Consider the following 20,073-nt stretch of genomic DNA (forward strand, 5'->3'; position numbering starts at 1 on the left):
GTCTTCACCGCCGTGTCCGCGCAGATGGAGGCGTCTCAGCGCCAGATCGAGGCCGCCCAGGCCCAGGCGCGGCAGGCTCGCGTCAACTTCGACTACGCCACCGTGCGGGCGCCGTTTGACGGCGTCGTCACGGCCCGCGCGGCGCAGGTGGGCGAAATCATCTCGCCGCTGTCCGCCGGCGGGGGGTTCACCCGTACCGGCGTGGGCACCATCGTCGACATGGACTCGCTGGAGGTGAACGTCGACGTCAACGAGGCCTACATCGCCCAGGTCAAGCCCGACATGCCCTGTGAGGCCGTTCTCGACGCCTACCCGGACTGGAAGATCCCGGCCCATGTCGTCGCCGTCATCCCCAGCGCCGATCGTGGCAAGGCCACGGTCAAGGTGCGTGTGGCACTGGAAAAGAAGGACGAACGCCTGGTGCCCGACATGGGCGTGCGCGTGAGTTTCCTGGCGGCCAAGCCCAAGACCGAAGCCAAACCGGTACCCGGCGTGCTGCTGCCGCCGGAGGCCCTGGTGCAGCGCGACGGCGGCGACGCCGTGTTCGTCGCCCATGACGATCGCGCGGAGCAGCGCGCCGTGAAGCTCGGCGCCGACGCGGGCAAGTTCAAGCTGGTCACCAGCGGATTGAAGGCGGGCGAGACGGTCGTGCTGTCGCCGCCCACCGAACTGAAGCAGGGTTCCAACATCGTGAAGAAGGACTGAAGAGATGAGCGCACTGATCGAGATCCGTGACCTGTCCAAGGTCTACACCCGTGGCAAGCAGAAGGTGGAAGTGCTCCACCACATCGAGCTGGATGTGCAGCAGGGCGACTTCCTTGCTTTGATGGGCCCCTCGGGCTCCGGCAAGACCACGCTGCTCAACCTCATTGGCGGCCTGGACGCTCCCAGCGGCGGCGCCATCAGCGTTGGCGGTGAACGTATCGACAAGCTGTCCGGCGCGGCGCTGGCCAAGTGGCGCGCCTCGCGCGTCGGCTTCGTGTTCCAGTTCTACAACCTGATGCCCACGCTGTCGGCGCAGAAGAACGTCGAGCTGCCACTGCTGCTGACCAAGCTGTCAGCGGGCGAGCGCAAGAAGCGCGCGGCGATTGCGCTGCAGCTCGTCGGCCTGGCCGACCGCGCCTCGCACAAGCCGACCGAACTGTCGGGCGGCCAGCAGCAGCGCGTGTCCATCGCGCGGGCCATCGTGTCGGACCCAACGCTGCTGGTCTGCGACGAACCCACCGGCGACCTGGACCGGCAATCCGCCGAGGATGTGCTGACGCTGCTGCAGGCCCTCAACCGCGATCATGGCAAGACCATCGTCATGGTCACCCACGACCCGCGCGCCGCCGCCCGAGCGAGCCACACGCTGCATCTGGACAAGGGCACGCTGGTAACCGAAGCCACCGCTTGAAGGAGCAGATGATGCCCCCACGCTCACTTTGTTCGCAGCCCCCCGAGGGGGCGTCCAGCCTCTTTGAGACGGCCCTGCGGAGGCTGGCATGAAATACCTTCATCTCATCTGGGCGGCGCTGTTCCGGCGCAAGGGCCGGACCTTCCTGACCCTGGTGTCCATCATCACGGCCTTCCTGCTGTTCGGCCTGCTGGACGCGGTGCGCGTCGGCTTCGACCAGGCCGGCAAGAGTGCCAACGGCGCCCAACGGTTGCAGACGGGCTCCAAGCTCAGCTTCATCCAGTTGCTGCCGATGTCGCTGGGCGCACGCATCTCGCAGATCGACGGCGTCAAGGATGTAGCCTTCGCCAACTGGTTCGGCGGCGCCTACCAAAAGCCCGAGAACGCGGTCTTCAGCTTCGCCGTCGCACCCAACTACCTCGACATCTACCCCGAGATGGAAGTCTCGGCCGAGCACCGTAAGGCGTTTGCCGAGACCAAGAATGGCGCCCTGGTTGGCGAAGGCCTGGCGCGCAAATTTGGCTGGAAGGTCGGCGACCAAGTGCCCATGCAGTCCACCATCTTCCCGGACCGCAACGGCAGCCAGAACTGGCCCTTCCAGATCGTCGGCATCATCCATGTGGCGGACAGGAAGGCGGCCGGCTGGTGGGACCAGATGTTCCTGCTGAACTGGAAATACTTCGACGACACCACGCCCTGGAACCAGGGCCAGGTGGGCTGGTATGTGACACGCGTCAAGGATGTGAACCAGGCTGACCGCGTGCTCAAGGCCATCGACGAGATCTCGGCCAACTCCGACCACGAGACGCGCACCCAGACCGAGGCAGCCGCCATGTCCAGCTGGATGAAGCAGGTGGCCGACATCAACCTCATCGTCACCTCCATCATGGGTGCGGTGTTCTTCACGCTGCTGCTGCTGGCCGGCAACACCATGATGCAGGCCGTGCGTGAACGCACCGGCGAGATCGCGGTGCTGAAGACCCTGGGCTTCTCGGGTGAGAGCGTGCTTTCGATGGTGCTGGCGGAGTCCGTGCTGCTGCTGCTGATCGGCGGCACGGCCGGCCTGGGGCTGGCCAGCGTCATCGGCCCCATCGTCAGCCAAGGCAGCGGCGGCGCACTCAACCTGCCCGCGGCCGGGGTGGACAGCTGGATGATCGGCGTGGGCCTGGCCCTGCTGTTCGGTCTGGCCGTCGGCGCGTTGCCGGCGTTGCGCGCCATGCGTATCAACATCACCGATGCACTGGCCGGGAGGGCATGAGCATGAAATTCCTGAAGAACTTCGGCCTCATCCTCCTCACAGTCCTGATGCTGGTCGCGTGGATCCTCATGCCTTGGTATGGCGCCCTCGCGCTGGCCGCGCTGCTGGCGCTGTGGATGCTGCTCTTTCGCAGCGGCGCGCAGGCGCTCTCGGTCACTTCGGTGGGTATCAGCACACTGACGCAGCGGCTGGGCTCCTCGGCCGTCATCGTCGTCGGCATTGCCGGCGTGGTGGGTGTGCTCGTGTCGCTGCTGGCCATGGCCGAGGGCTATGCGCAGACCCTGCGCAACTCGGGCAGCCTGGATACCGCCATCGTCATGCGCGGCGCATCCGCCAACGAGGTGTCGTCGTCGCTGACGCGGGAGGACGTCGTGCAGATCGGGCAGGCGCCTGGGGTGTCCCGCAACGCCAAGGGCGAGCCCATCCTCTCGGCCGAAACCGTGGTGGCGGCCAACCTGCCGGTCAAGGGCGGCAAGGCCGGCGACCAGGGCAGCGCCCAGGTGCGCGGCATCAGCGAGGCCGCCTTCACCGTGCGGCCCAATGTCAAGATCGTCGAGGGCAAGGTTTTCCAACCGGGCCTGCGGGAACTGGTCGTCGGTAAGGGCGCGGTGCGGCAGTTCGACGGGCTCACGGTGGGCGCCACGTTGAAGCTCGGCAACCAGCCCTGGACCGTCGTCGGCATCTTCGCCTCAGGCGACGCGATGGAGTCCGAACTGTGGGGCGACGCCACGATGGTCAACGACGCCTACCGGCGTGGCAACGGGGCCAACTCAGCCACGGTGAAACTGGACAGCCCGGCAGCGATCAAGGCCTTCAGCGAATCGCTGGAGAACAACCCGCAGCTCAAGGTCAAGGCGACCACGACGGTGGAGTTCTTCGCCAAGCAGAGCGAGCAGATGACCAAGATCCTGCGCATCATCGGCATCGTGGTCGGCTCCATCATGGCCGTGGGGGCGGTGTTCGGCGCGCTGAACACCATGTTCGCCGCCGTGGCCGCACGGGCCCGCGAGATCGCCACGCTGCGAGCCATCGGCTTTCGCGGCTTGCCGGTCGTTGTCGCCGTGATGCTGGAGACAACGTTGCTGGCCTTGATCGGCGGCCTCATCGGCGGCGGCATCGCCTGGCTGATCTTCAACGGCTACGAGGCCTCCACGATGGCGGCCGGCTCGGTCGGCAAGCTCAGCTTCAACCTGGCCGTGTCGCCGGGCCTGCTGTGGGAGGGCATCAAGTGGGCGCTGGCCATCGGCTTCGTGGGTGGCCTGTTCCCGGCGGTGCGGGCGGCTTCGCTGCCTGTGACGACGGCGTTGCGCGAGGCCTAACTGAATGCTGACAGCAGACGCTCCAGCGCCACCATGAACGGCGTCTGCATCAGCGGCAGGGTGGCCACCATGCCGATCAGGCCGATGCTGACGGTCAGCGGGAAGCCGACCGAGAAGACACCGATCTGAGGCGCAACGCGCGAGATCACGCCGAGCACGAGGTTGACGAACATCAGCATCGTGATCAGCGGCAGCGCGATCCACAGGCCGATGCTGAAGATCTCCGCGCCCCATTGCTGGGGCGTGGCCACGCGCAGGAAGGCGAAGGGCTCGCCCCCCACCGGGAAGGCGTGGAAGCTCTGGATCAGCGCGTTGATCAGCAGCAGATGGCCGTTGATGGCGATGAACAGGAAGGCCACCATGCTGCCGAAGAAGCGTGCGCTGGCSGTGCCCTGRGCGCCGGTGCTGGGGTCGAAGAAGCCGGCGAAGTTCAGGCCCATTTGCAGGCCGATGATTTCGCCGGCGAACTCCAGCGCCGCGAAGACGATGCGCACCGCAAAACCCATGGACAGGCCGATCAGCAGCTGCTGGGCGACCAGCAGCGTCAGCGCGGGCAGCGAGTCCAGCGGCGTGACCGGCATCGCCGGCAGTGAGGGCTGGGAGGCGACCGAGATGAAGAGGGCCAGGCCCACGCGCAGGCGCAGCGGCACATTGCGCTGGCTGAAGGTGGGCATGCCGGCGAACAGGGCCAGCGTGCGGATGAAGGGCCACAAAAGTGGATTCAACCAGGCGAGGAGTTGGGCTTCGGTGACGGAGAACATTTCAGCGCCTGTCGCCTGGTGTCGTGCTTTGTTCGTGGCGCCAAGCCAAAGCAGCAGACAGCCCCGCACACATGGCGTCGACTTATCCGACGACTTGCGGAATGGTCATCAACGTCCGCTGGATGTACTCCACCAGCGTCGTCATCATCCAAGGCCCCGCGACCGCCAGCGTCAGCACTGTGGCGATGACCTTGGGTACGAAGGACAGCGTCGCCTCGTTGATCTGCGTGGCCGCCTGGATCACGCTGACGACGACGCCGACGAGCAGCACGACGATGAGCACTGGTGCGGCGACCAGCATCATCATGTACAGGCCCTGCTGGCCAAAGGTGAAGACTTGTTGTGCGTCCATCTGTTTCCTTTGCGGGACTGACCTGGAGGCGTACTCGCCGACAGCTCTGTCCCCAACTGACTAAGTCACAAAGCTCGCTGCAAGAGAACCGAGAAGCAAATTCCAGCCGTCCGCCAAGACGAACAGCATCAGCTTGAAGGGCAGGGCGACGAGCACCGGCGACAGCATCATCATGCCCAKSSWCATCAGCACGCTSGCCACGAYCAKGTCGATGACGAGGAAGGGGATGAAGATCAGGAAGGCGATCTGGAAGGCGCTCTTCAGCTCGCTGGTCACGAAGGCCGGCACCAGCACCTTGAAGGGCACGTCCTCGGCCTTCACGCTGGCGTCCAGCTTGGCCAGGCGCGAGAACAGGGCCACGTCGGCCTGGCGCGTCTGCTTGAGCATGAAGCCGCGCATCGGCACCTCGGCGCGCTTCAAGGCCTCGTCGAACTGGATGGTGCCGGCGCTGTAGGGCTGCCAGGCCTCGGCGTAGACCTTGTCCAGCGTCGGGCTCATGACGAAGAAGGTCAGGAACAGGCTCAGGCCCACGATGACCTGGTTGGGCGGCGCGGCCTGCGTGCCCAGCGCCTGGCGCATCAGGCTCAGCACGATGGCGATGCGCGTGAAGGCCGTCATCATCAGGATGACTGCGGGCAGGAAGCCCAGGGCGGTGAAGAACAGCAGCGTCTGGATCGGCACCGAGTAGCTGCCGCCCGCACCCTGCCCAATCAGCAGCGGCACGGTGGCCGGCGGCGTCTGGGCTTGGGCAAAGGCGGCACCGGCTGCGAGCAGCAACGTGGCGCCAAGCAGGGGCTTAAGACGCATCTTGGCGCTCCTTGCTCAGCAGCTTGGCAAAGCTGGCTGGCGGGACGGGCTCGGCCTGCGGCGGCATCACATGCAGCGTCGTGATGTTCTGGGCCGTGGCCCCAAGCACCAGCCAGCGGCGGTCATCGCCCTGGCCGACCTCGACGACGAGGATGCGCTGGTTCGGCGCCGTGGGCAGTTGCGCCACGACACGCAGCACGCCGACAGCCGCCGCGCCACCCAGCGGCGTGCGCTTGAGCAGCCACAGCGCGACCGGGATCAGCGCGACGATGCCGAGGAACCAGAGAAAGGGGAGCAGGCCGGAAGCATTCATGCCTCGGCATTCTGCGGACGGACTTGAGCTGCCGAACCCCCTAAATGGCCCGGCAAACCCTTGGTTGTCCGAAGACCATGCCTCGGGCGTGGTCTCAAGCGGCCTTGGACAGGCGGCGCATGCGCTCGGAAGGCGTGACGATGTCTGTCAGCCGGATGCCGAACTTGTCGTTCACGACCACCACCTCGCCCTGGGCGATCAGGTAGCCGTTGACCAGCACGTCCATCGGCTCGCCGGCCAGCGCGTCCAGCTCCACGACCGAGCCCTGAGCCAGTTGCAGGATGTTCTTGATCGGGATGCGGGTGCGGCCCAGTTCAACGGTCAGCTGGACGGGGATGTCCAGGATCATGTTGATGTCATTGCCCGGACCCGCGCCGCTGGTCGGCGTGAAGTTGGCGAAGCTGGGCGTGGAAACCTGCTCCGGCACCTCGGTAACGACCTCGGTCGCGGTGGAGGGGGCGGGCGCGGCCTCGGCCAGCGCCGCGGCCCACTCGGCCGCCATCGCGTCTTGTTCTTCTTGGCTGGGTGAATCAGGGCTCATGTTTGGCTCCCAACCAGCTCTCTTGAGGGCCGGTCAGCATCTTGTCGATCTTGAGGGCATAACGCCCGTTGGACGTGCCGTAGTGGCAGTCGAAGACGGGCACGCCGTCCACCTTGGTCTGGATCATGGGGTCCAGGTCCAGTTCGATGAAATCGCCCGGCTTGAAGGCCAGCAATTGCTCGACGGTGGCCGGCGCCGTGCCCAGCTCCGCCACCAGCTCAACTTCGGCCGATTGGATCTGGGTCTTGAGCAGATTGATCCAGCGCCGGTCCGGCTCGGAGGAGTCGCCGACCGTCGTCGAATACAGCACGTCGCGGATGGGTTCCAGCGTCGAGTAGGGGATGCAGAAATAAATGGTGCCGCTGGTCTCGCCGATTTCCAGCGTGAACGAGGTCGACACGACGATCTCGCTGGGCGTGGCGATGGTGGCGAACTGGGGCTGCATCTCCGAGCGCTGGTATTCCAGCTCGAGCGGATAGATGCCCTTCCAGGCCTTGTGGTACTCGGCGAGGATGACCTCGACGATGCGGGTGATGACGCGCTGCTCGGTGGGCGAGAAGTCGCGGCCCTCGATGCGGGCGTGGAACTTGCCGATGCCGCCGAACAGGGAATCGATGACGGCGAACACCAGCGTCGGGTCGCAGACGATCAGCCCGCTGCCGCGCAGCGGCTTCACCGACACGATGTTGAAGTTGGTCGGGACGACGATCTCGCGCAGGAAGGCGCTGTACTTCTGCACCTTGATGCCGCCGATGGCGACTTCCGGGCTCTTGCGGATGAAGTTGAACAGGCCGACACGGATGTTGCGCGCGAACCGTTCGTTGATGATTTCCATCGTGGGCATGCGCCCACGAACGATGCGTTCCTGGCTGGCGAGGTTGTACTCGCGTATGCCGCCGACCTGCTCCTCTTCCTGCTCGAGCTTTTGGCTCTCGCCGGTGATGCCCTGGAGCAGTGCATCGACTTCGTCTTGGGAAAGGATCTGCTGATTCATTGCTGACCCAGGCTTACTGGACGATGAAGTTGGAGAACAGGACTTGCGTCACCGGGCTTTCGACGTGGGCCTTTTTCTTCTTTTTCTTCTTGGGCGCATCGGCGGCTTCGTGCTCGTCGTCCTCATCGAGCTCGATCCCCATGGGGCGCACCGACTCGCGCATGATGTCCTTGGCGAGCTTGTCCTTGCCCTCGCGGGTCAAGAGCTCGGCGGCGGTCTTGTGCGCCAGCACCATCAGCACATTGCTGCGGATGGCAGGCATGTAGGCCTTGATCTGGTCGGCGAACTTCGGGTCTTCGACCTGCAGCGTGATGCCGATCTGGGCGAAGCGGTCCACGTCCTTGTCCGCCAGGTTGACCGTGAAGGGGTCCAGCGGCACGAAGGTGGGCGGGTGGTCGCTCTTGGCGTGGGCCTTGGGCTTGGCCGGGCTCTCGGTGGTGGCTTCGGCGCCGTCTTCACCGTCCTCGGCAACGGGCTTCTTCTTGAGCAGCATGACGGCCGCGCCGCCGCCCACCAGCACCAGCACCAGCACGGCGGCGAGGATGATGATGAGCTTCTTGCTGCCGCCCCCCTTGGGCGCGGCAGTTTCCGCAGCAGCCGGCGCAGTCGCCATGAGCACTCCTTGAGACGTCCATCGCCCAGGCCAGCCACTGCAGGCCGTGGGCACATGCGCTGGATTATTGACCCCGGGCCCGCCGGGCAAGCGCCGATTAGCTGGAGCGAGGTGTGCCTATTTCCGCTTCAGCTTCAGGCAAATGTGTCGAGCAGGCCGACGGCGCGCCGGGTGGGTGCTGCCGCGGTGCCGGCGGCGATGCGCCCGCCGCCGGTCGTTGTGCGCGAACTGCGGTCGTCACCGCTGTTGCCGGCGTCGGCATCGCTGCCCCTGGGATCCTTCTGATCCTGCTGGGTTTGCTGGAAGACGCCCCCTCCCGACAAGGTCAGTCCCTGGCTCTGCAGCGCGGCTGCCAGGTCGGGCAGGCTCTGCTCCAGCGCCTGGCGGGTTTCGGCCTGGGCGGCATGGAAGGAGACCTGCGCCTGGGAGCCGTCGATGACGATCTGCACCGCCACCGGGCCCATGTCGGCCGGGTTGAGCTGCAACTCGGCCTGCTGCACACCGTCCACCGCCAGCAGGCTGACGCGCGCGCCAAGCTCGGGCGCGAAGGCATTGCTGTGAACGGCGGCCTGCACCTGGCCACTGGCGCTGACCGGTGCGGTGTCGGCCGCGGCCGCCAGGGCCGGCATGGCCTGGGCGAGCACCGCGGCGAAGCTGGTGGGGAGGGCATCAGGCGAGGTGGCCGCGTGAGCCGTGCTGGCATCGCCGGAGGAGGCGGCTTGCAGGGCGTCACTGTGGATGGCCGCGCGTGCCGCCACCTTGTCGGCGGCAATGGCTTGTTCCACGCCCTTGGCGCGAGGCGCGACGTCCTGTGAGGTGGCGTCCGCCGGGCGGCGCTCGAAAGCTCCAGCCGAAGCGGCATCAGCGCCGGTACTGGCGCGGGCGGTTGATGTGCTGTCGTCGTCGGCCAGCCGGTTGATGCGGCCGCGGGCGACATGCTTGCCGCCAGGCGTGTCGTCTGCCGTGGCCTCGGCGCCCGGCAGCGCGGCCGCCTGGGCGGGCAAGGCCGGCGGCGTCAGGCCGATGAGCTGGGTGAACTCGGCCAGGCCGGAGGTTTCAAGGTCTTGCGCGCCGTCGCCGTCGGTCGTAGCGACGGTGCTGTCATCGCCTGCCTCGCCGCTGACGGCTCCCTGCTCGGGTTTGGCCGAAGCTGCAGCATCGGGCGTGCGGCCCTGCGCCGGTTTGGCGGGTGCAGGCGCGGCAGGGCGGCGGGTTGTGGCTGTGGCGGCAGCCGGCGCGGGCTCGTGGGTCGGCGACTCTGGCTCGCGCGGCACCGGATCGGCGTGGGCCGGCGGCGTCGGTAACCCAGGCTGGTCGTTCAGGAATTGCGCAAAGCTCGGCCCGCCGGCCGAACCGCTGCCGGGCAGGGCGGGGTGGGCGGGCTGAGAAGCTTGAACGGAGGGCAAGGCGGCCGGCTTGGGAGCGATGGTCTGCGAGGATGCGAGCATGGTGGCGGCCTCCTCAGGCGTGCGCCATGCGCCGCAGGTGGGCGCGGGCGGCAAATTCGTCGGTGGCGCGCTGTTCGCTGCGCTGCACCGCTTTGGCGGCTTCGGCCTGGCGGCGGGCGATCAGCTGGCGCAAGGCGGCGACGCGCATCTCGGCTTGGCCGAGGGCCTCGCGGGCGCGCACCTGGCGCTGGTCGGCGTGGCTGGCGACGTGGCCCTGCGTGTCCACGGCCTGGTCGATGCGGCGGCCAAAGCTCTGGTAGCAGCCGACGATGTCCATGGTCGTGGCCTGGGCGAAGGATTGCGTCCAACGCTGCTGGTAGTCCTGACGGTAGCCGGACAGCTCGCCATGCTGGGCGCGGGCGGCCTGGGCCTGGGTGCTGGCGGCATGCAAGGCCTGAGCGGCGGCGTCGCGCTCGTTCTCGGCGCGTTCCAGCAGCAGGCTCAGTGTGTCTTTGGCGGGTGCACTCATCTCAAACTCCAGCACAGCGCCCGGCGACCCCGACAGGGGGCCCGGCGCTCAGTCGATATCGGCGGCCCGACCCGAAAGGTTAGGCGCCTTGGACCACGGCCTGCAATTGGCTGACGCTGGCGTGAAGAAGTGCCGGGCTGTGCATGTCCTGCTGCAGCAGCCGCGTCATGTCGGCATGCAGGCGTACGGCCAGGTCCAGCTCGGGGTCGCTGCCCGGGGCGTAGGCGCCGAGCTGGATGAGGTCGCGGGCCTTGTTGTATTTCGCCAGAAGCTGGCGGAATCGACGCGCGGAATCGACCTGGTTTTGGGGTGCAACACTGGTCATCACCCGGGAAATGGAGCGCTCGATGTCGATGGCCGGGTAGTGGCCGGCCTCGGCGAGGTCGCGCGACAGCACGATGTGGCCGTCCAGGATGCCCCGCGCCGCGTCGGCGATAGGGTCCTGCGGGTCGTCGCCCTCGGTCAGCACCGTGTAGAAGGCGGTGATGGAACCCTCGCCCGGCAGGCCGTTGCCGCTGCGCTCCACCAGCTGCGGCAGCTTGGCGAAGCAGCTCGGCGGGTAGCCCTTGGTGGCCGGCGGCTCGCCGATGGCCAGGGCAATCTCGCGCTGGGCCATCGCATAGCGGGTCAGCGAATCCATCAGCAGCAGCACGTGGCGGCCCTGATCGCGGAAATGTTCCGCAATCGCCGTGGCGTAGTGCGCGCCCTGCATGCGCATCAGCGGCGGCGAATCGGCGGGTGCGGCGACGACGACGCTGCGCTGGCGGCCTTCAATGCCGAGGATGTCCTCGATGAATTCCTTGACTTCGCGGCCGCGCTCGCCGATCAGGCCGACGACGATGACATCGGCCTGGGTGTAGCGGGCCATCATGCCCAGCAGCACCGACTTGCCGACGCCAGTGCCGGCGAACAGCCCGAGGCGCTGGCCCCGGCCGACGGTCAGCAGTGCGTTGATGGCGCGAACGCCGGTGTCCAGCGGGATGCGCACCGGGTCGCGGTCCATCGCGTTGATGGGGCGCCGCACCATGGGTTCGTTGTGGATGTCGGCCAGCTCGYCGCCGCGGTCCAGCGGGTGGCCGTGCGGGTCGACGACGCGGCCGAGCAGGCCGTCGCCCATCGGCAGGTGCAGGCCGCGATCCTCGCCACGGCGCCAGGGGTGCAAGGGCTGGCCGAGTTGGGGAGCGAGCGGCGGCAGGTGGCGCGGCACGACGGTGGCGCCGCTGGACAGGCCCTGGACCTCGTCGGTGGGCATCAGATAGGCGCGGTCCCCCGAGAAGCCGACGACCTCGGCATTCACTGGCGCCGAGCCGCGGCGCGGGCTGTTGCCGCTGCTGGGCATCTGGATGCGGCAGACCGAGCCCATCGGCACCTTGATGCCGGTGGCTTCCAGCACCAGGCCGGCCACGCGAACCAGCTTGCCGTGGGATTCCAGCGGCGCGGTGTTGGCCGCCAGCGTCTCAAGGTCGGCGAGATAGCGCTGCCAGCGATCGGTGCGCGCCGAAGTCATTCGTCCTCCGTGCGCCGGTCTTCCCAGATCGATTGCTGGCCGATGGCCGAGACGGCCTGTTGCCAGCGCGTGGCAATCGTCGCGTCGACGCTGGCAATGTCGGCATCCACCTTGACGCCGCCGCGCGGCACCTCGGGATCGGGGATGAGCTGCGCCTCGCGGGCCTGCAACTCGTTGCCGGCGCCTTCCTGCACCAGGGGGTGGTCATCGGGGTGGACACGCACGCGCACGTGGCGCGCCGACAACTGCAGGGCCTCGACGGCGTCGTGGGCCACACGGGCGATCAGCTCGGGGCGTTGCTCAAGCTCGCTGCGCACGACCTGGCGGGCCAGCTCGACGGCGATACGGGCGATGGACTGGGCCATCTCGTCTTCCAGCGAGCGCATCTCGGTATCAAAGCCCGTCACCAGCGTGCCGAGCTGCTTGCTCATCTGCTGGGCAAAGCTCTGCTTGAAGGCGTCCAGCGCGGCCATGCCATCGCGGTAGCCGTCCTGATAGCCGCTCTGGCGCGCGGCGTGTAGCAGTTCCTGCGCGCTGGGTTCGGGCGGGGGCGGCGGCTCTACCGGTGCGGCGGCGGTGGGTGTGGCCGGCGGGTTGCCGGGGCGCATCGGCGCGAAGGGCGAGGGTGCGGCGTTGCCCAGGTTGTCGAGGTTCCAGGCCTTGGCGCCCTGGAGTTCCTCGCCAGGAATGAAGCGGGCATAGCTGCCACGCCGATCAGTCTCACGGCGATCGGGCGGCGGGACTTGCCGCGGGGGTTGGCGACCGGTGGCCATGTCAGTTGCTCCAATGTGCGTCGTTGCGCACCAGGGATTCTGCGGGCCGAGCGCAGGGCCGCTCCCAAGCCGGCCCGCCATGGCGATGTGCTTGCCGGTCAATCCGGCAAGCATCGCCGTCCCCTCGGGGGCTGAGGCCGGACACATTGCGCCCAGTGGGCGCGATGTGCCTGCCGAAGAGCTGCGGCACATGCCGCAGCGCGGTCTGCAAGACCGGCCAAGGTACTCCTTGGACGAGGGGCTTCATGATTAAACGAATTGGTCGTCGCCGCCGCCGACCAGGACGATTTGGCCCTCGTCGACGAGGCGGCGCACGATCTTGAGCATTTCCTTCTGCTCGGCCTCGACCTCGGACAGCCGCACCGGCCCGCGGGTCTCGAGGTCCTCGCGCAGCGTCTCGGCGGCGCGGGTGGACATGTTGCGGAAGATCTTTTCTCGCAGCTCAGCGCCGGCGCCCTTGAGTGCGACGATGAGTGCCTCGCTCTGCACTTCCTTGAGCACGGCCTGGATGCCCTTGTCCTCGATCTTGTTCAGATCGTCGAAGGTGAACATGTTGTCCATGATCTTCTGCGCCAGGTCGGAGTCGGCCTCGCGGATGTAGTCCAGCACCGAGGCCTCGACGCTGGAGCCCATCATGTTGATGATCTCAGCGGCCGTCTTGGCGCCGCCCAGCGAGCTCTTCTTCATGCGCTCGCCGCCGGCCAGGATTTGGCTCATCACTTCGTTGAGGTCCTTCAGCGCCGTTGGCTGGATGCCGTCCAGCGTGGCGATGCGGATCAGCACCTCATTGCGGCCGCGTTCGGTGAACATCTTCAGCACCGAGCTGGTCTGGTCGAAATCCAGGTGGGCCAGGATGGCCGCGATGATCTGCGGGTGTTCGTTGCGCAGCAGCTCGGCCACGCTGGCGGCGTCCATCCACTTCAGGCTTTCGATGGAGGAGACGTCGCTGCCCTGCAGGATGCGGTCCAGCAGCAGGTTGGCCTTGTCCTCGCCGAGGGCCTTGCGCAGCACGGCGCGCACGTACTCGTCGGTGTCGGTGACCAGGGTGCTCTGGGTCTCGGCGACGGCGTCGAACTTGTCGAGCACGGTCTCGACCTGGGCCCGCTTGATGACCTTGAGCTTGGCGATCTGCTCCCCCAGCGCCTGCACCTCTTTGGGCGACAGATGCTTGAAGACCTCGCTGGCTTCTTCTTCGCCCAGCGACATCAACAGGATTGCAGCGTTCTCTATGCCCTTGTCATCCATGGTTCAGCTCTGAATCATGCAGCCGTCTCGCCGGCCATCCAGTCGCGCATGATGTTGGCGACCGCTACCGGATTGTCGCGGGCCAGGGCGCGGGCACGCTCGAGTTTTTCGTTATGAATCGGCGCTTCAAGGCGCGGCATGCCGGCGCCCCCAGGCAGCAGCTCTTCGTCATCGACGACTTCATCCACCGTCTCGGCCTTGTCCTCGGGCGGCTGCGGCGCCGCGGCCTTGATGGCGGGGCGGATCATGCCGAAGACGGCGATCAGCGCGATGGCGACGAAGGCCAGCGGCACGATGGCGCTGCGGGCAACGTCCAGCAGCCAGGGTTGCTTCCAGATCGGCACATCGGCCGGTTCGGTCTTGTCGACGACGAAGGGCGCACTGATGACCTTGACCGAGTCGCCGCGCTCGGTGTTGAAGCCCATGGCTTCCTTGACGAGGTCGGTCAGGCGCGTGATCTCTTCGGTCGGCACGGGCTGCTGCGTCGTCTTGCCCTTGGCGTCGGTCACCGAGCGGTGATTGACGACGATGGCTGCGTTCAGGCGCTTGACGTTGCCGACCGCGCCGCGCGTGACGCGCACGGTCTTGTCGACCTCGTAGTTGGTGACCTGCTCGCGGCGGCTGTTGCCGCCAGCCCCCGCTCCTTGTGCGGCCTGCAGCGGGGCGCTGGCGCCATTGACCGGGGCGGTGGCCGGCACAGGCGGTTGGTTGGTGGCAGCACCGGGTACGCCGGTGGGCGTGGCATTGCTGGCGTTGTTGCTCTCGTTGCTCTGGCTGGAGCGCACCGCAGCCTGGGCGTTCGGGCCCTGGTTGGGGCGGTACTCCTCGGCGGTGGCCTCGGTCTGGGAGAAGTCCACGTCGGCGGTGACGGAGGAGCGCAGGTTGTCGCGCCCGACAACGGGCTCCAGCAATTCGAAGATGCGCTTGTTGAAGCCGGCTTCGACCTGCTGCTTGTAAAGGAGCTGCTGGCTGTCGAGTCCGGTGGCGGTGTCCGCGCCGGTCTGGGAGATCAGGGCGCCGGTCTGGTCCAGTACGCTGACGGCCTTGGGATTGAGCTCGGGCACGGCACTGGAGACGAGGTGCACGATGCCGGCGATCTGGTTGCGATCCAGCGTGCGGCCGCCGCGCAGGGTCAGCACGACGGAGGCGCTGGGCTTTTGCTGCTCGCGGAAGAAGCCGTTCTGCTGCGGGATGGCCAGGTGCACGCGGGCATCGGCCACGTCCGACATGGCGGTGATGGTGCGTGTCAGCTCGCCTTCCAGACCGCGTTGGAAGTTCAGGCGTTCGTTGAACTGGGTCTGACCGATGCTGGACTTGTCCATCAGCTCGAAGCCGACGGCGTTGCCGGTGCCGCCCTTGGGCAGGCCCATCGCCGCCAGCTTCATGCGCAGCTCGTAAACCTGGCCGGCGGGCACGAGGATGGTGCCGCCTGCCTCATGCTTGTAGGGCACCTGCAGGGCCGACAGCTGGCCGATGACGGCGCCACCGTCCTTGTCGGCCAGTCCGCTGAACAGCGGGCGGTAGTCGCCCTGGCTGGACCAGAGCGTGATAGCCAGCACGGCGCCGGCCAGCGCGGCCAGGCCGGCGCCCATGGTCAGCTTGCTGCGCAGCGGCAGGCCGTTCAAGCGCTGCACGAAGTTGGGCTGGGCGTTGATCGGGGTGATCATCACCGGGGCGGCAGCAGCAGAGGCGCTCAGGGCGTTGTCCATCGGATGGGCGAGTACAGCGGGGGCCGGGGAATCCGGCGATGGCGCAAATTATTCGTGCCAGGCCCCTAAAGAAAGCGCCGAAGTGGCCGACTGAGCCCGCGCATCTCCGCCCTTAGTGCGCGTGACTTGCTGCCAAAGTCCTGCCCCATGGACATGAAGTTGCGCCCCTTCGACTTTGCACAGGCCGCCGCCCGAGCGGGCCTGGCGGTCAATGGCACGCCGCTTGCGCCCAAGCCGGCCGCCACGTCAGGCGCCAGCTTCGGCGACGCGATGACGCAGGCGCTGAAGAATGTCAGCGCCTCGCAGAACGAGGCCGCCCGCCTGCAGCGCGAGGTGCAACTGGACAACCCGACCGTCAGCCTTGAAGAGACCATGGTCTCGATGCAGAAGGCGCAGATCGGCTTCCAGGCCACGCTGCAGGTCAGGAACCGCCTGGTCTCGGCCTACTCCGAGATCATGAACATGCAGATCTAGCGGCTTTCGGGCCGAGCGCTGGGCCGCTCCCGAGCCGGCCCGGCTTGGCGATGTGCTTGCGGCTCAATGCCGCAAGCATCGCCGTCCCTTCGGGGCTGAGGCCGGACACATGGCGCCCAGTGGGCGGCATGTGCCTGCCGAAGCGTTGCGGCCTTAGCCGCAGCGCGGTCCCGACCAGACTTGCCCGCGTCCAGCGCGGCAAGGCTGGGCGAGGGGCACCACTCAGCAAGCGCCTTTTCGTGCGTCTGCTCCGCAGATCGCTGGCCGGCCCAACGGGTTCAAGTCCAGATACAGCTGCTGATTGCGGTCGTTGGAGATGCCGATGCGCGTCCATTCCAGCGCCCGGCCCATGCCGGCCTGGAAGGTGACGCTCTGGCCAGACTGCAGCAGCGTGCCTTTGTGCTCGCGGGAGTTGATGGCGCCGAGCTCGCAGCGCGGCACGCCTGTGGCGCAGTCGCAGGGCGCGGTGCGGCTGGTGCCCCAGCACCATTGCGCGCCACTGCTGAAGCTGACATAGATGTTGCGGCCCTCGTCCACGCTCAGGCCGCGGGCGCGGCGCAGGTCCTGCTCCAGCATCTCGGCCACGTGGCGCAGGCGCTGGCGGGCCAGATAACTCGCGTAGCTGGGCACGGCCGCCGACAGGATGATGCCCAGCACGGCCAGCACGAAAACCACCTCGAGAAGCGTGAAACCTTGCCCCTCGGCGCGCGAGTACGCGCACCGGTCCCCCGAGGGAACGCGGGCTGGCTTGGGAGCGGCCCTGTGCTCAGCCCGTCCGCCGGCCGCGTTCATGGATCCAGCTTCAGCAGGCGACGGCGCTTTTGCGTCTGGTCCACATAGACCTGCAGCGAGCGGCCGGCGTTGGCATCGAGGTCGACGAAGGAGCATCCCAGCTGCTGCATGCCGCTCGTATCGCCGGCGATGGGGCTGACATGGTGGGGCAGCAGGGTGACGCGCAGGGCGCTGATGCGATCCAGCTCGAGCACCAGGCCGTCGCTGACCTCGCCCACGGGCAGGGGGCTGAAATCGGGCGGCAGGGCCAGCGCGAGGCCGCCGATGCTGAGGTCCAGCACGCGCAGTGCGCGGCCGGGTTGCTCGGCGCCAGGCAGCACGATGCGCGGATAGGCACTGCCGGCCGGTTGCACGCGGAAGGACTGACGGCGCTGGAAACGGTACAGGCGGGCTGGCAGCGCGCTGCGCAGCACCGTGCCCTGTTCGCCGCTGACGAGGACGGGGCCCTCGAGTTCGAATTGCAGCTTGATGGCGCCGAGGTAGGCGACGGCGGTGATCTCGCCCTCGGCCACCAGGGCCTGGCTGATGCCGTCGGGATCGGTGCCGATCTCCAGGCCGATGAGGTCGGCGTCGGCGTCCAGCGCGACGATGCGGCTGGACAGGCTCTGGCCCTGGGGGCCGCTCAGCAGCACGCCGGAATTCTCGCGCTGCAGTTGCTGCAGATACGCCGCGATCTCGGCAGTGGAGGCGACGCGCAGTTCCTCGGAGGTGGGTTCAGGAGCGCTCATGCCAGGATGGTAGCTGCGCGGGTTGGTTTTGCGGGCCGAGCGCCGGGCCGCCCCTAGCCKGCCCGCCTTGGGCGATGTGCTTGCGGCTCGACGCCGCAAGCATCGCCGTCCCCTCGGGGGACCGGCTGGACTCGCCCGCGTTCAGCAGGGCGAGACCGGACGAGGGGCTCAATGCACCATCCTGCTCTTGCCCTTCATCACATGATCCAGGTCTTCCAGCCAGGGTTCGGCCAGATGGCGAATCTCGGCGTCATTGAGCAGGATGCGCTGCATGATGCGGGTCTTCAGCGCCGATTCACTCGGGGCCAGCTGGGACTGGTTGGCGGCGGACTTGAGCTGGGAGATCAGCAGCACGCAGGCGCCTTCGAGCTTGACGACTTCATCCCAGTTGCCGGTGCGGGCAGCTGACAGCATGTCGGCGCTGGCTTGTTCGATGGCCTCGTAATAGTTGAGCAGTTCGGAATTCATGGGGGCGTACCGGAAAGCGTGAGCAGGGCGGGGCGGATTGGGCGGATCAGGCGGCCCTGGGCGGGCGCACTGCGGGGTTGTCGGCGATGGCTTGCCAGGCGTCACGTACTGGCGCCAGCAGACGCTTGCACTCCTCGATGGCAGCGACGTCGCTGTGCAGGTTGGCTTGGGTCAGCCGCATGCACAGATACGCGTAAAGGTCGCGCAGGTCGTGGGCCAGCGGGGTGGATTCGAGGTTGAGGGCAGCCTTGAGACCTTCGTCCAGGATGCGCACACAGCGGCACAGTGAGTTGTTCTTGACCGGCGTGTTGCCTGCCTGGATCGCGGCCAGGGCCATGTTCATGCCTTCCATGACGCCGTCGAACAGCAGGGCGACGAGGCGGTGCGGGCTGGCGCTGAGGACATCGGTCTCGACGCCGACCTTGCCGTAGGCGGAGCCGGCGCGGTGAGCTCGGGAAGCAAACGGGGAGGAGGATCCGTACATGGGGGCTCTCTGGGCTGGATACCTTCAAATTTCGGCGCCCGGCCGGGGAACTTGAGGCGACCACCCCCCGCCGGCGGCATGAAAAAGGCGCCCTAAGGCGCCTTGTTTGCAATTCTTCACGGGCTCAGCTCGACGAGGTGCTGCCGAACTGCTTGTTGACATAGGACGACAGCGCGCTGAGCTGGCTCATCTTGGTGTCCAGCGCGCTGTACTGCGCGCGCAGGCGCTTTTCGGTCAATGTCAGCGAGTCCTGCATGTGGTCGATCGTGGCGTCGTTGCTGGCGATGCGCTTTTGCAGGCTGCTCTGGCCGTTGGTGATGGCGCCGTCCGTGCCCAGGATCTGGGTGGCAAAGGTGTTCCATTGCAGAGCGAAGCCCCGGTTGCGCGGCGTGGCGGCGTCCGGCGCGGCGAACAGCTTCTTCAAGTCCGTGAGATTGGTCAGCGCCTTGTCGAGCTTCGTCGAGTTGACCGTCAGCGTGCCGTTCTGGCCGGGTTCCAGGCCGATGTCGGCCAGGCGGCCGAAGGCGCCGGCGAGTGTCGTGCTGCCGCCGGTGATGCCGCGCAGCATCTGTTGCACGGAAACTGCCTTGCTGTCGCCCTGAAGCACACCGGCGGTCTTGGTGCCGGCGTCGTACTTGGTCTGGTCGCGCATCAGGTTGAGCAGCTTGTTGTAGGAGTCTGCGAAATCCGTGATCGCCTTCTTGATGCTGGTCGTGTCGTTGCTGGTGCCGATGCTGATGGCGCTGGCCGTCGTCTTGAGCAGGGTCACGCTCATGCCGTCGGTGATGCCGGTCAGCGTGTTGCTTTCGGAGGTCAGGTCCAGCCCGTCCCAGTTGAACTGGGCATTGCTGGCGGCCTGGGTCTGGGCCATGCCTGCGCCGCTGCCGGGATCGTAGGTCAGGTCGGCCAGGGCGGCATCGGGGCTCGTGATCTGGAAGGCCTGGTTCTCGCCGGTGCTCAGCGACCGGATGACCAGGCGCGTGCCGGCCGCGTCGTTCACCAGGCTGGCGTTGACACCGACATTGGCGGCGTTGATCTTGTCGCGGATGCTGGACAGCGTGTCGGTCGCACTGACGGTGATGGCGGCGGGCGTGCCGCTGCCGGCGGTGAAGACCGGCGGGTCACCGGCCCAACGGCCCAGGGCGATGGTCAGGGTGCCGTCACCCAGGGTTTCGCTGCCACCAGTGAAGATGCGGCTGGCCACAGACTGGGCCGAGGCCAGCTGGCTGACCTTGAGCAGATGGTTCTGGCTGCCCGCGCTGCTGGCGCTGACGGTGGCGACCGAGCTGTCCGACACGCTGACCGTGGAAGCGTTCCACAGGCTGGCGTCGGACAGCTTCTGAGCGGCCGTCTGCATGCTGGATACGGCCGACTGCAGCTGGCCGTAAGCGGAGATCTTGGTCTGAAGCCTGGCAGAAGCCTGCTTGATGTTGTTGATCGGCTGCTGCTCGATCGACATCAGCTTGCTGACCAGGCTCTCGACATCAAGACCACTGCCGATACCGAGCGATGAGATGGTGGCCATAGCCCTTTCCTGTTAAGACCCGTTCCGTAACGCCTTCGGCATGCCGGTGGCGAACTTTAGGAAAACTTTCGCGGGGCCGGCGCTGAAATGACAACGC

The 20,073-nt window shown here is 67.2% G+C and carries 23 protein-coding genes; 5 read left to right on the plus strand and 18 right to left on the minus strand.

Annotated features, from left to right (window positions below; all coding sequences use genetic code 11):
- From ACXJKJ_RS21345 to ACXJKJ_RS21360, 4 genes are all read left to right on the plus strand, one after another.
- Nucleotides 1–705 (plus strand): efflux RND transporter periplasmic adaptor subunit (locus tag ACXJKJ_RS21345; protein ID WP_457392221.1); only part of this gene is annotated, 705 nt, incomplete at its 5' end.
- Between the two features lie 4 nt (nt 706–709).
- The gene (locus tag ACXJKJ_RS21350; protein ID WP_056199321.1) at nt 710–1,396 is read left to right on the plus strand and encodes an ABC transporter ATP-binding protein; all 687 of its coding nucleotides are present in this window, start codon (nt 710–712) and stop codon (nt 1,394–1,396) included.
- Nucleotides 1,397–1,484: 88 nt separating this feature from the next.
- Nucleotides 1,485–2,654: an ABC transporter permease gene (locus tag ACXJKJ_RS21355; RefSeq protein ID WP_056199318.1), complete on the plus strand. Its 1,170-nt coding sequence runs from the start codon at nt 1,485–1,487 to the stop codon at nt 2,652–2,654.
- A 2-nt stretch (nt 2,655–2,656) separates the two neighbouring features.
- A complete protein-coding gene (locus ACXJKJ_RS21360; protein ID WP_457392223.1) occupies nt 2,657–3,973 on the plus strand; it encodes an ABC transporter permease in 1,317 nt (438 codons plus the stop codon).
- On the opposite strand, the gene fliR is transcribed toward ACXJKJ_RS21360, so the two are convergent.
- The 13 genes from fliR to fliF all read right to left on the minus strand — a co-directional run bounded on the left by fliR (nt 3,970) and on the right by fliF (nt 15,505).
- Nucleotides 3,970–4,734 carry a flagellar biosynthetic protein FliR gene (gene fliR, locus ACXJKJ_RS21365; protein ID WP_056199310.1) on the minus strand — a complete coding sequence of 255 codons (765 nt, stop codon included), beginning with the start codon at nt 4,732–4,734 and terminating at the stop codon, nt 3,970–3,972. The two genes, ACXJKJ_RS21360 and fliR, sit on opposite strands and share 4 nt — an antisense overlap.
- An 82-nt stretch (nt 4,735–4,816) precedes the next feature.
- The gene (fliQ, locus tag ACXJKJ_RS21370) at nt 4,817–5,086 is read right to left on the minus strand and encodes a flagellar biosynthesis protein FliQ (protein ID WP_457392225.1); all 270 of its coding nucleotides are present in this window, start codon (nt 5,084–5,086) and stop codon (nt 4,817–4,819) included.
- Between the two features lie 60 nt (nt 5,087–5,146).
- A complete protein-coding gene (gene fliP / locus ACXJKJ_RS21375; RefSeq protein ID WP_457392228.1) occupies nt 5,147–5,893 on the minus strand; it encodes a flagellar type III secretion system pore protein FliP in 747 nt (248 codons plus the stop codon).
- Nucleotides 5,883–6,206, minus strand: coding sequence for a FliO/MopB family protein (locus tag ACXJKJ_RS21380; RefSeq protein ID WP_457392232.1), 324 nt, complete (start codon nt 6,204–6,206; stop codon nt 5,883–5,885). The genes fliP and ACXJKJ_RS21380 overlap by 11 nt, the downstream gene beginning before the upstream one ends.
- A 94-nt stretch (nt 6,207–6,300) precedes the next feature.
- On the minus strand, nt 6,301–6,747 hold the full coding sequence (gene fliN / locus ACXJKJ_RS21385; protein ID WP_056199299.1) for a flagellar motor switch protein FliN: 447 nt from the start codon (nt 6,745–6,747) through the stop codon (nt 6,301–6,303).
- Entirely contained in the window at nt 6,737–7,741 is a 1,005-nt protein-coding gene (gene fliM, locus ACXJKJ_RS21390; protein ID WP_057295840.1) for a flagellar motor switch protein FliM, read from the minus strand. The genes fliN and fliM overlap by 11 nt, the downstream gene beginning before the upstream one ends.
- Before the next feature lie 13 nt (nt 7,742–7,754).
- Nucleotides 7,755–8,354, minus strand: coding sequence for a flagellar basal body-associated FliL family protein (locus ACXJKJ_RS21395; RefSeq protein WP_056199292.1), 600 nt, complete (start codon nt 8,352–8,354; stop codon nt 7,755–7,757).
- A gap of 134 nt (nt 8,355–8,488) precedes the next feature.
- Nucleotides 8,489–9,802: a flagellar hook-length control protein FliK gene (locus tag ACXJKJ_RS21400; protein ID WP_457392235.1), complete on the minus strand. Its 1,314-nt coding sequence runs from the start codon at nt 9,800–9,802 to the stop codon at nt 8,489–8,491.
- Nucleotides 9,803–9,815: 13 nt separating this feature from the next.
- Nucleotides 9,816–10,271 (minus strand): flagellar export protein FliJ, encoded by a 456-nt coding sequence (gene fliJ, locus ACXJKJ_RS21405; protein ID WP_056199287.1) that lies wholly within the window; start codon nt 10,269–10,271, stop codon nt 9,816–9,818.
- Between the two features lie 79 nt (nt 10,272–10,350).
- On the minus strand, nt 10,351–11,778 hold the full coding sequence (fliI, locus tag ACXJKJ_RS21410) for a flagellar protein export ATPase FliI (RefSeq protein ID WP_457392238.1): 1,428 nt from the start codon (nt 11,776–11,778) through the stop codon (nt 10,351–10,353).
- Complete coding sequence (locus ACXJKJ_RS21415; RefSeq protein WP_056199282.1) at nt 11,775–12,551, minus strand: FliH/SctL family protein; 777 nt, start codon at nt 12,549–12,551, stop codon at nt 11,775–11,777. The genes fliI and ACXJKJ_RS21415 overlap by 4 nt, the downstream gene beginning before the upstream one ends.
- 249 nt (nt 12,552–12,800) lie before the next feature.
- Nucleotides 12,801–13,796, minus strand: a complete 996-nt coding sequence (gene fliG, locus ACXJKJ_RS21420; protein WP_056199280.1) for a flagellar motor switch protein FliG — start codon at nt 13,794–13,796, stop codon at nt 12,801–12,803.
- A 14-nt stretch (nt 13,797–13,810) separates the two neighbouring features.
- Nucleotides 13,811–15,505: a flagellar basal-body MS-ring/collar protein FliF gene (fliF, locus tag ACXJKJ_RS21425; protein WP_457392241.1), complete on the minus strand. Its 1,695-nt coding sequence runs from the start codon at nt 15,503–15,505 to the stop codon at nt 13,811–13,813.
- 147 nt (nt 15,506–15,652) lie between these two features.
- Between fliF and fliE the strand changes: the two genes are divergently transcribed.
- A complete protein-coding gene (gene fliE, locus ACXJKJ_RS21430; protein ID WP_056199272.1) occupies nt 15,653–15,979 on the plus strand; it encodes a flagellar hook-basal body complex protein FliE in 327 nt (108 codons plus the stop codon).
- Between the two features lie 222 nt (nt 15,980–16,201).
- Here fliE and ACXJKJ_RS21435 read toward each other — a convergent pair whose 3' ends face one another.
- The 5 genes from ACXJKJ_RS21435 to fliD form a co-directional block, all read right to left on the minus strand.
- Entirely contained in the window at nt 16,202–16,867 is a 666-nt protein-coding gene (locus tag ACXJKJ_RS21435; protein ID WP_457392244.1) for a pilus assembly FimT family protein, read from the minus strand.
- Complete coding sequence (locus ACXJKJ_RS21440; RefSeq protein ID WP_457392247.1) at nt 16,768–17,499, minus strand: flagellar brake protein; 732 nt, start codon at nt 17,497–17,499, stop codon at nt 16,768–16,770. Before ACXJKJ_RS21440 ends, ACXJKJ_RS21435 begins: the two co-directional genes overlap by 100 nt.
- A 168-nt stretch (nt 17,500–17,667) precedes the next feature.
- Nucleotides 17,668–17,967, minus strand: a complete 300-nt coding sequence (locus tag ACXJKJ_RS21445) for a flagellar protein FliT (protein WP_056199261.1) — start codon at nt 17,965–17,967, stop codon at nt 17,668–17,670.
- Between the two features lie 46 nt (nt 17,968–18,013).
- A complete protein-coding gene (gene fliS / locus ACXJKJ_RS21450) occupies nt 18,014–18,451 on the minus strand; it encodes a flagellar export chaperone FliS (protein ID WP_056199259.1) in 438 nt (145 codons plus the stop codon).
- 124 nt (nt 18,452–18,575) lie between these two features.
- Nucleotides 18,576–19,976 (minus strand): flagellar filament capping protein FliD, encoded by a 1,401-nt coding sequence (fliD, locus tag ACXJKJ_RS21455; protein WP_457392250.1) that lies wholly within the window; start codon nt 19,974–19,976, stop codon nt 18,576–18,578.
- Between the last annotated feature and the right edge of the window lie 97 nt (nt 19,977–20,073).

The sequence above is a fragment of the Roseateles sp. P5_E1 genome (genome assembly GCF_054049335.1).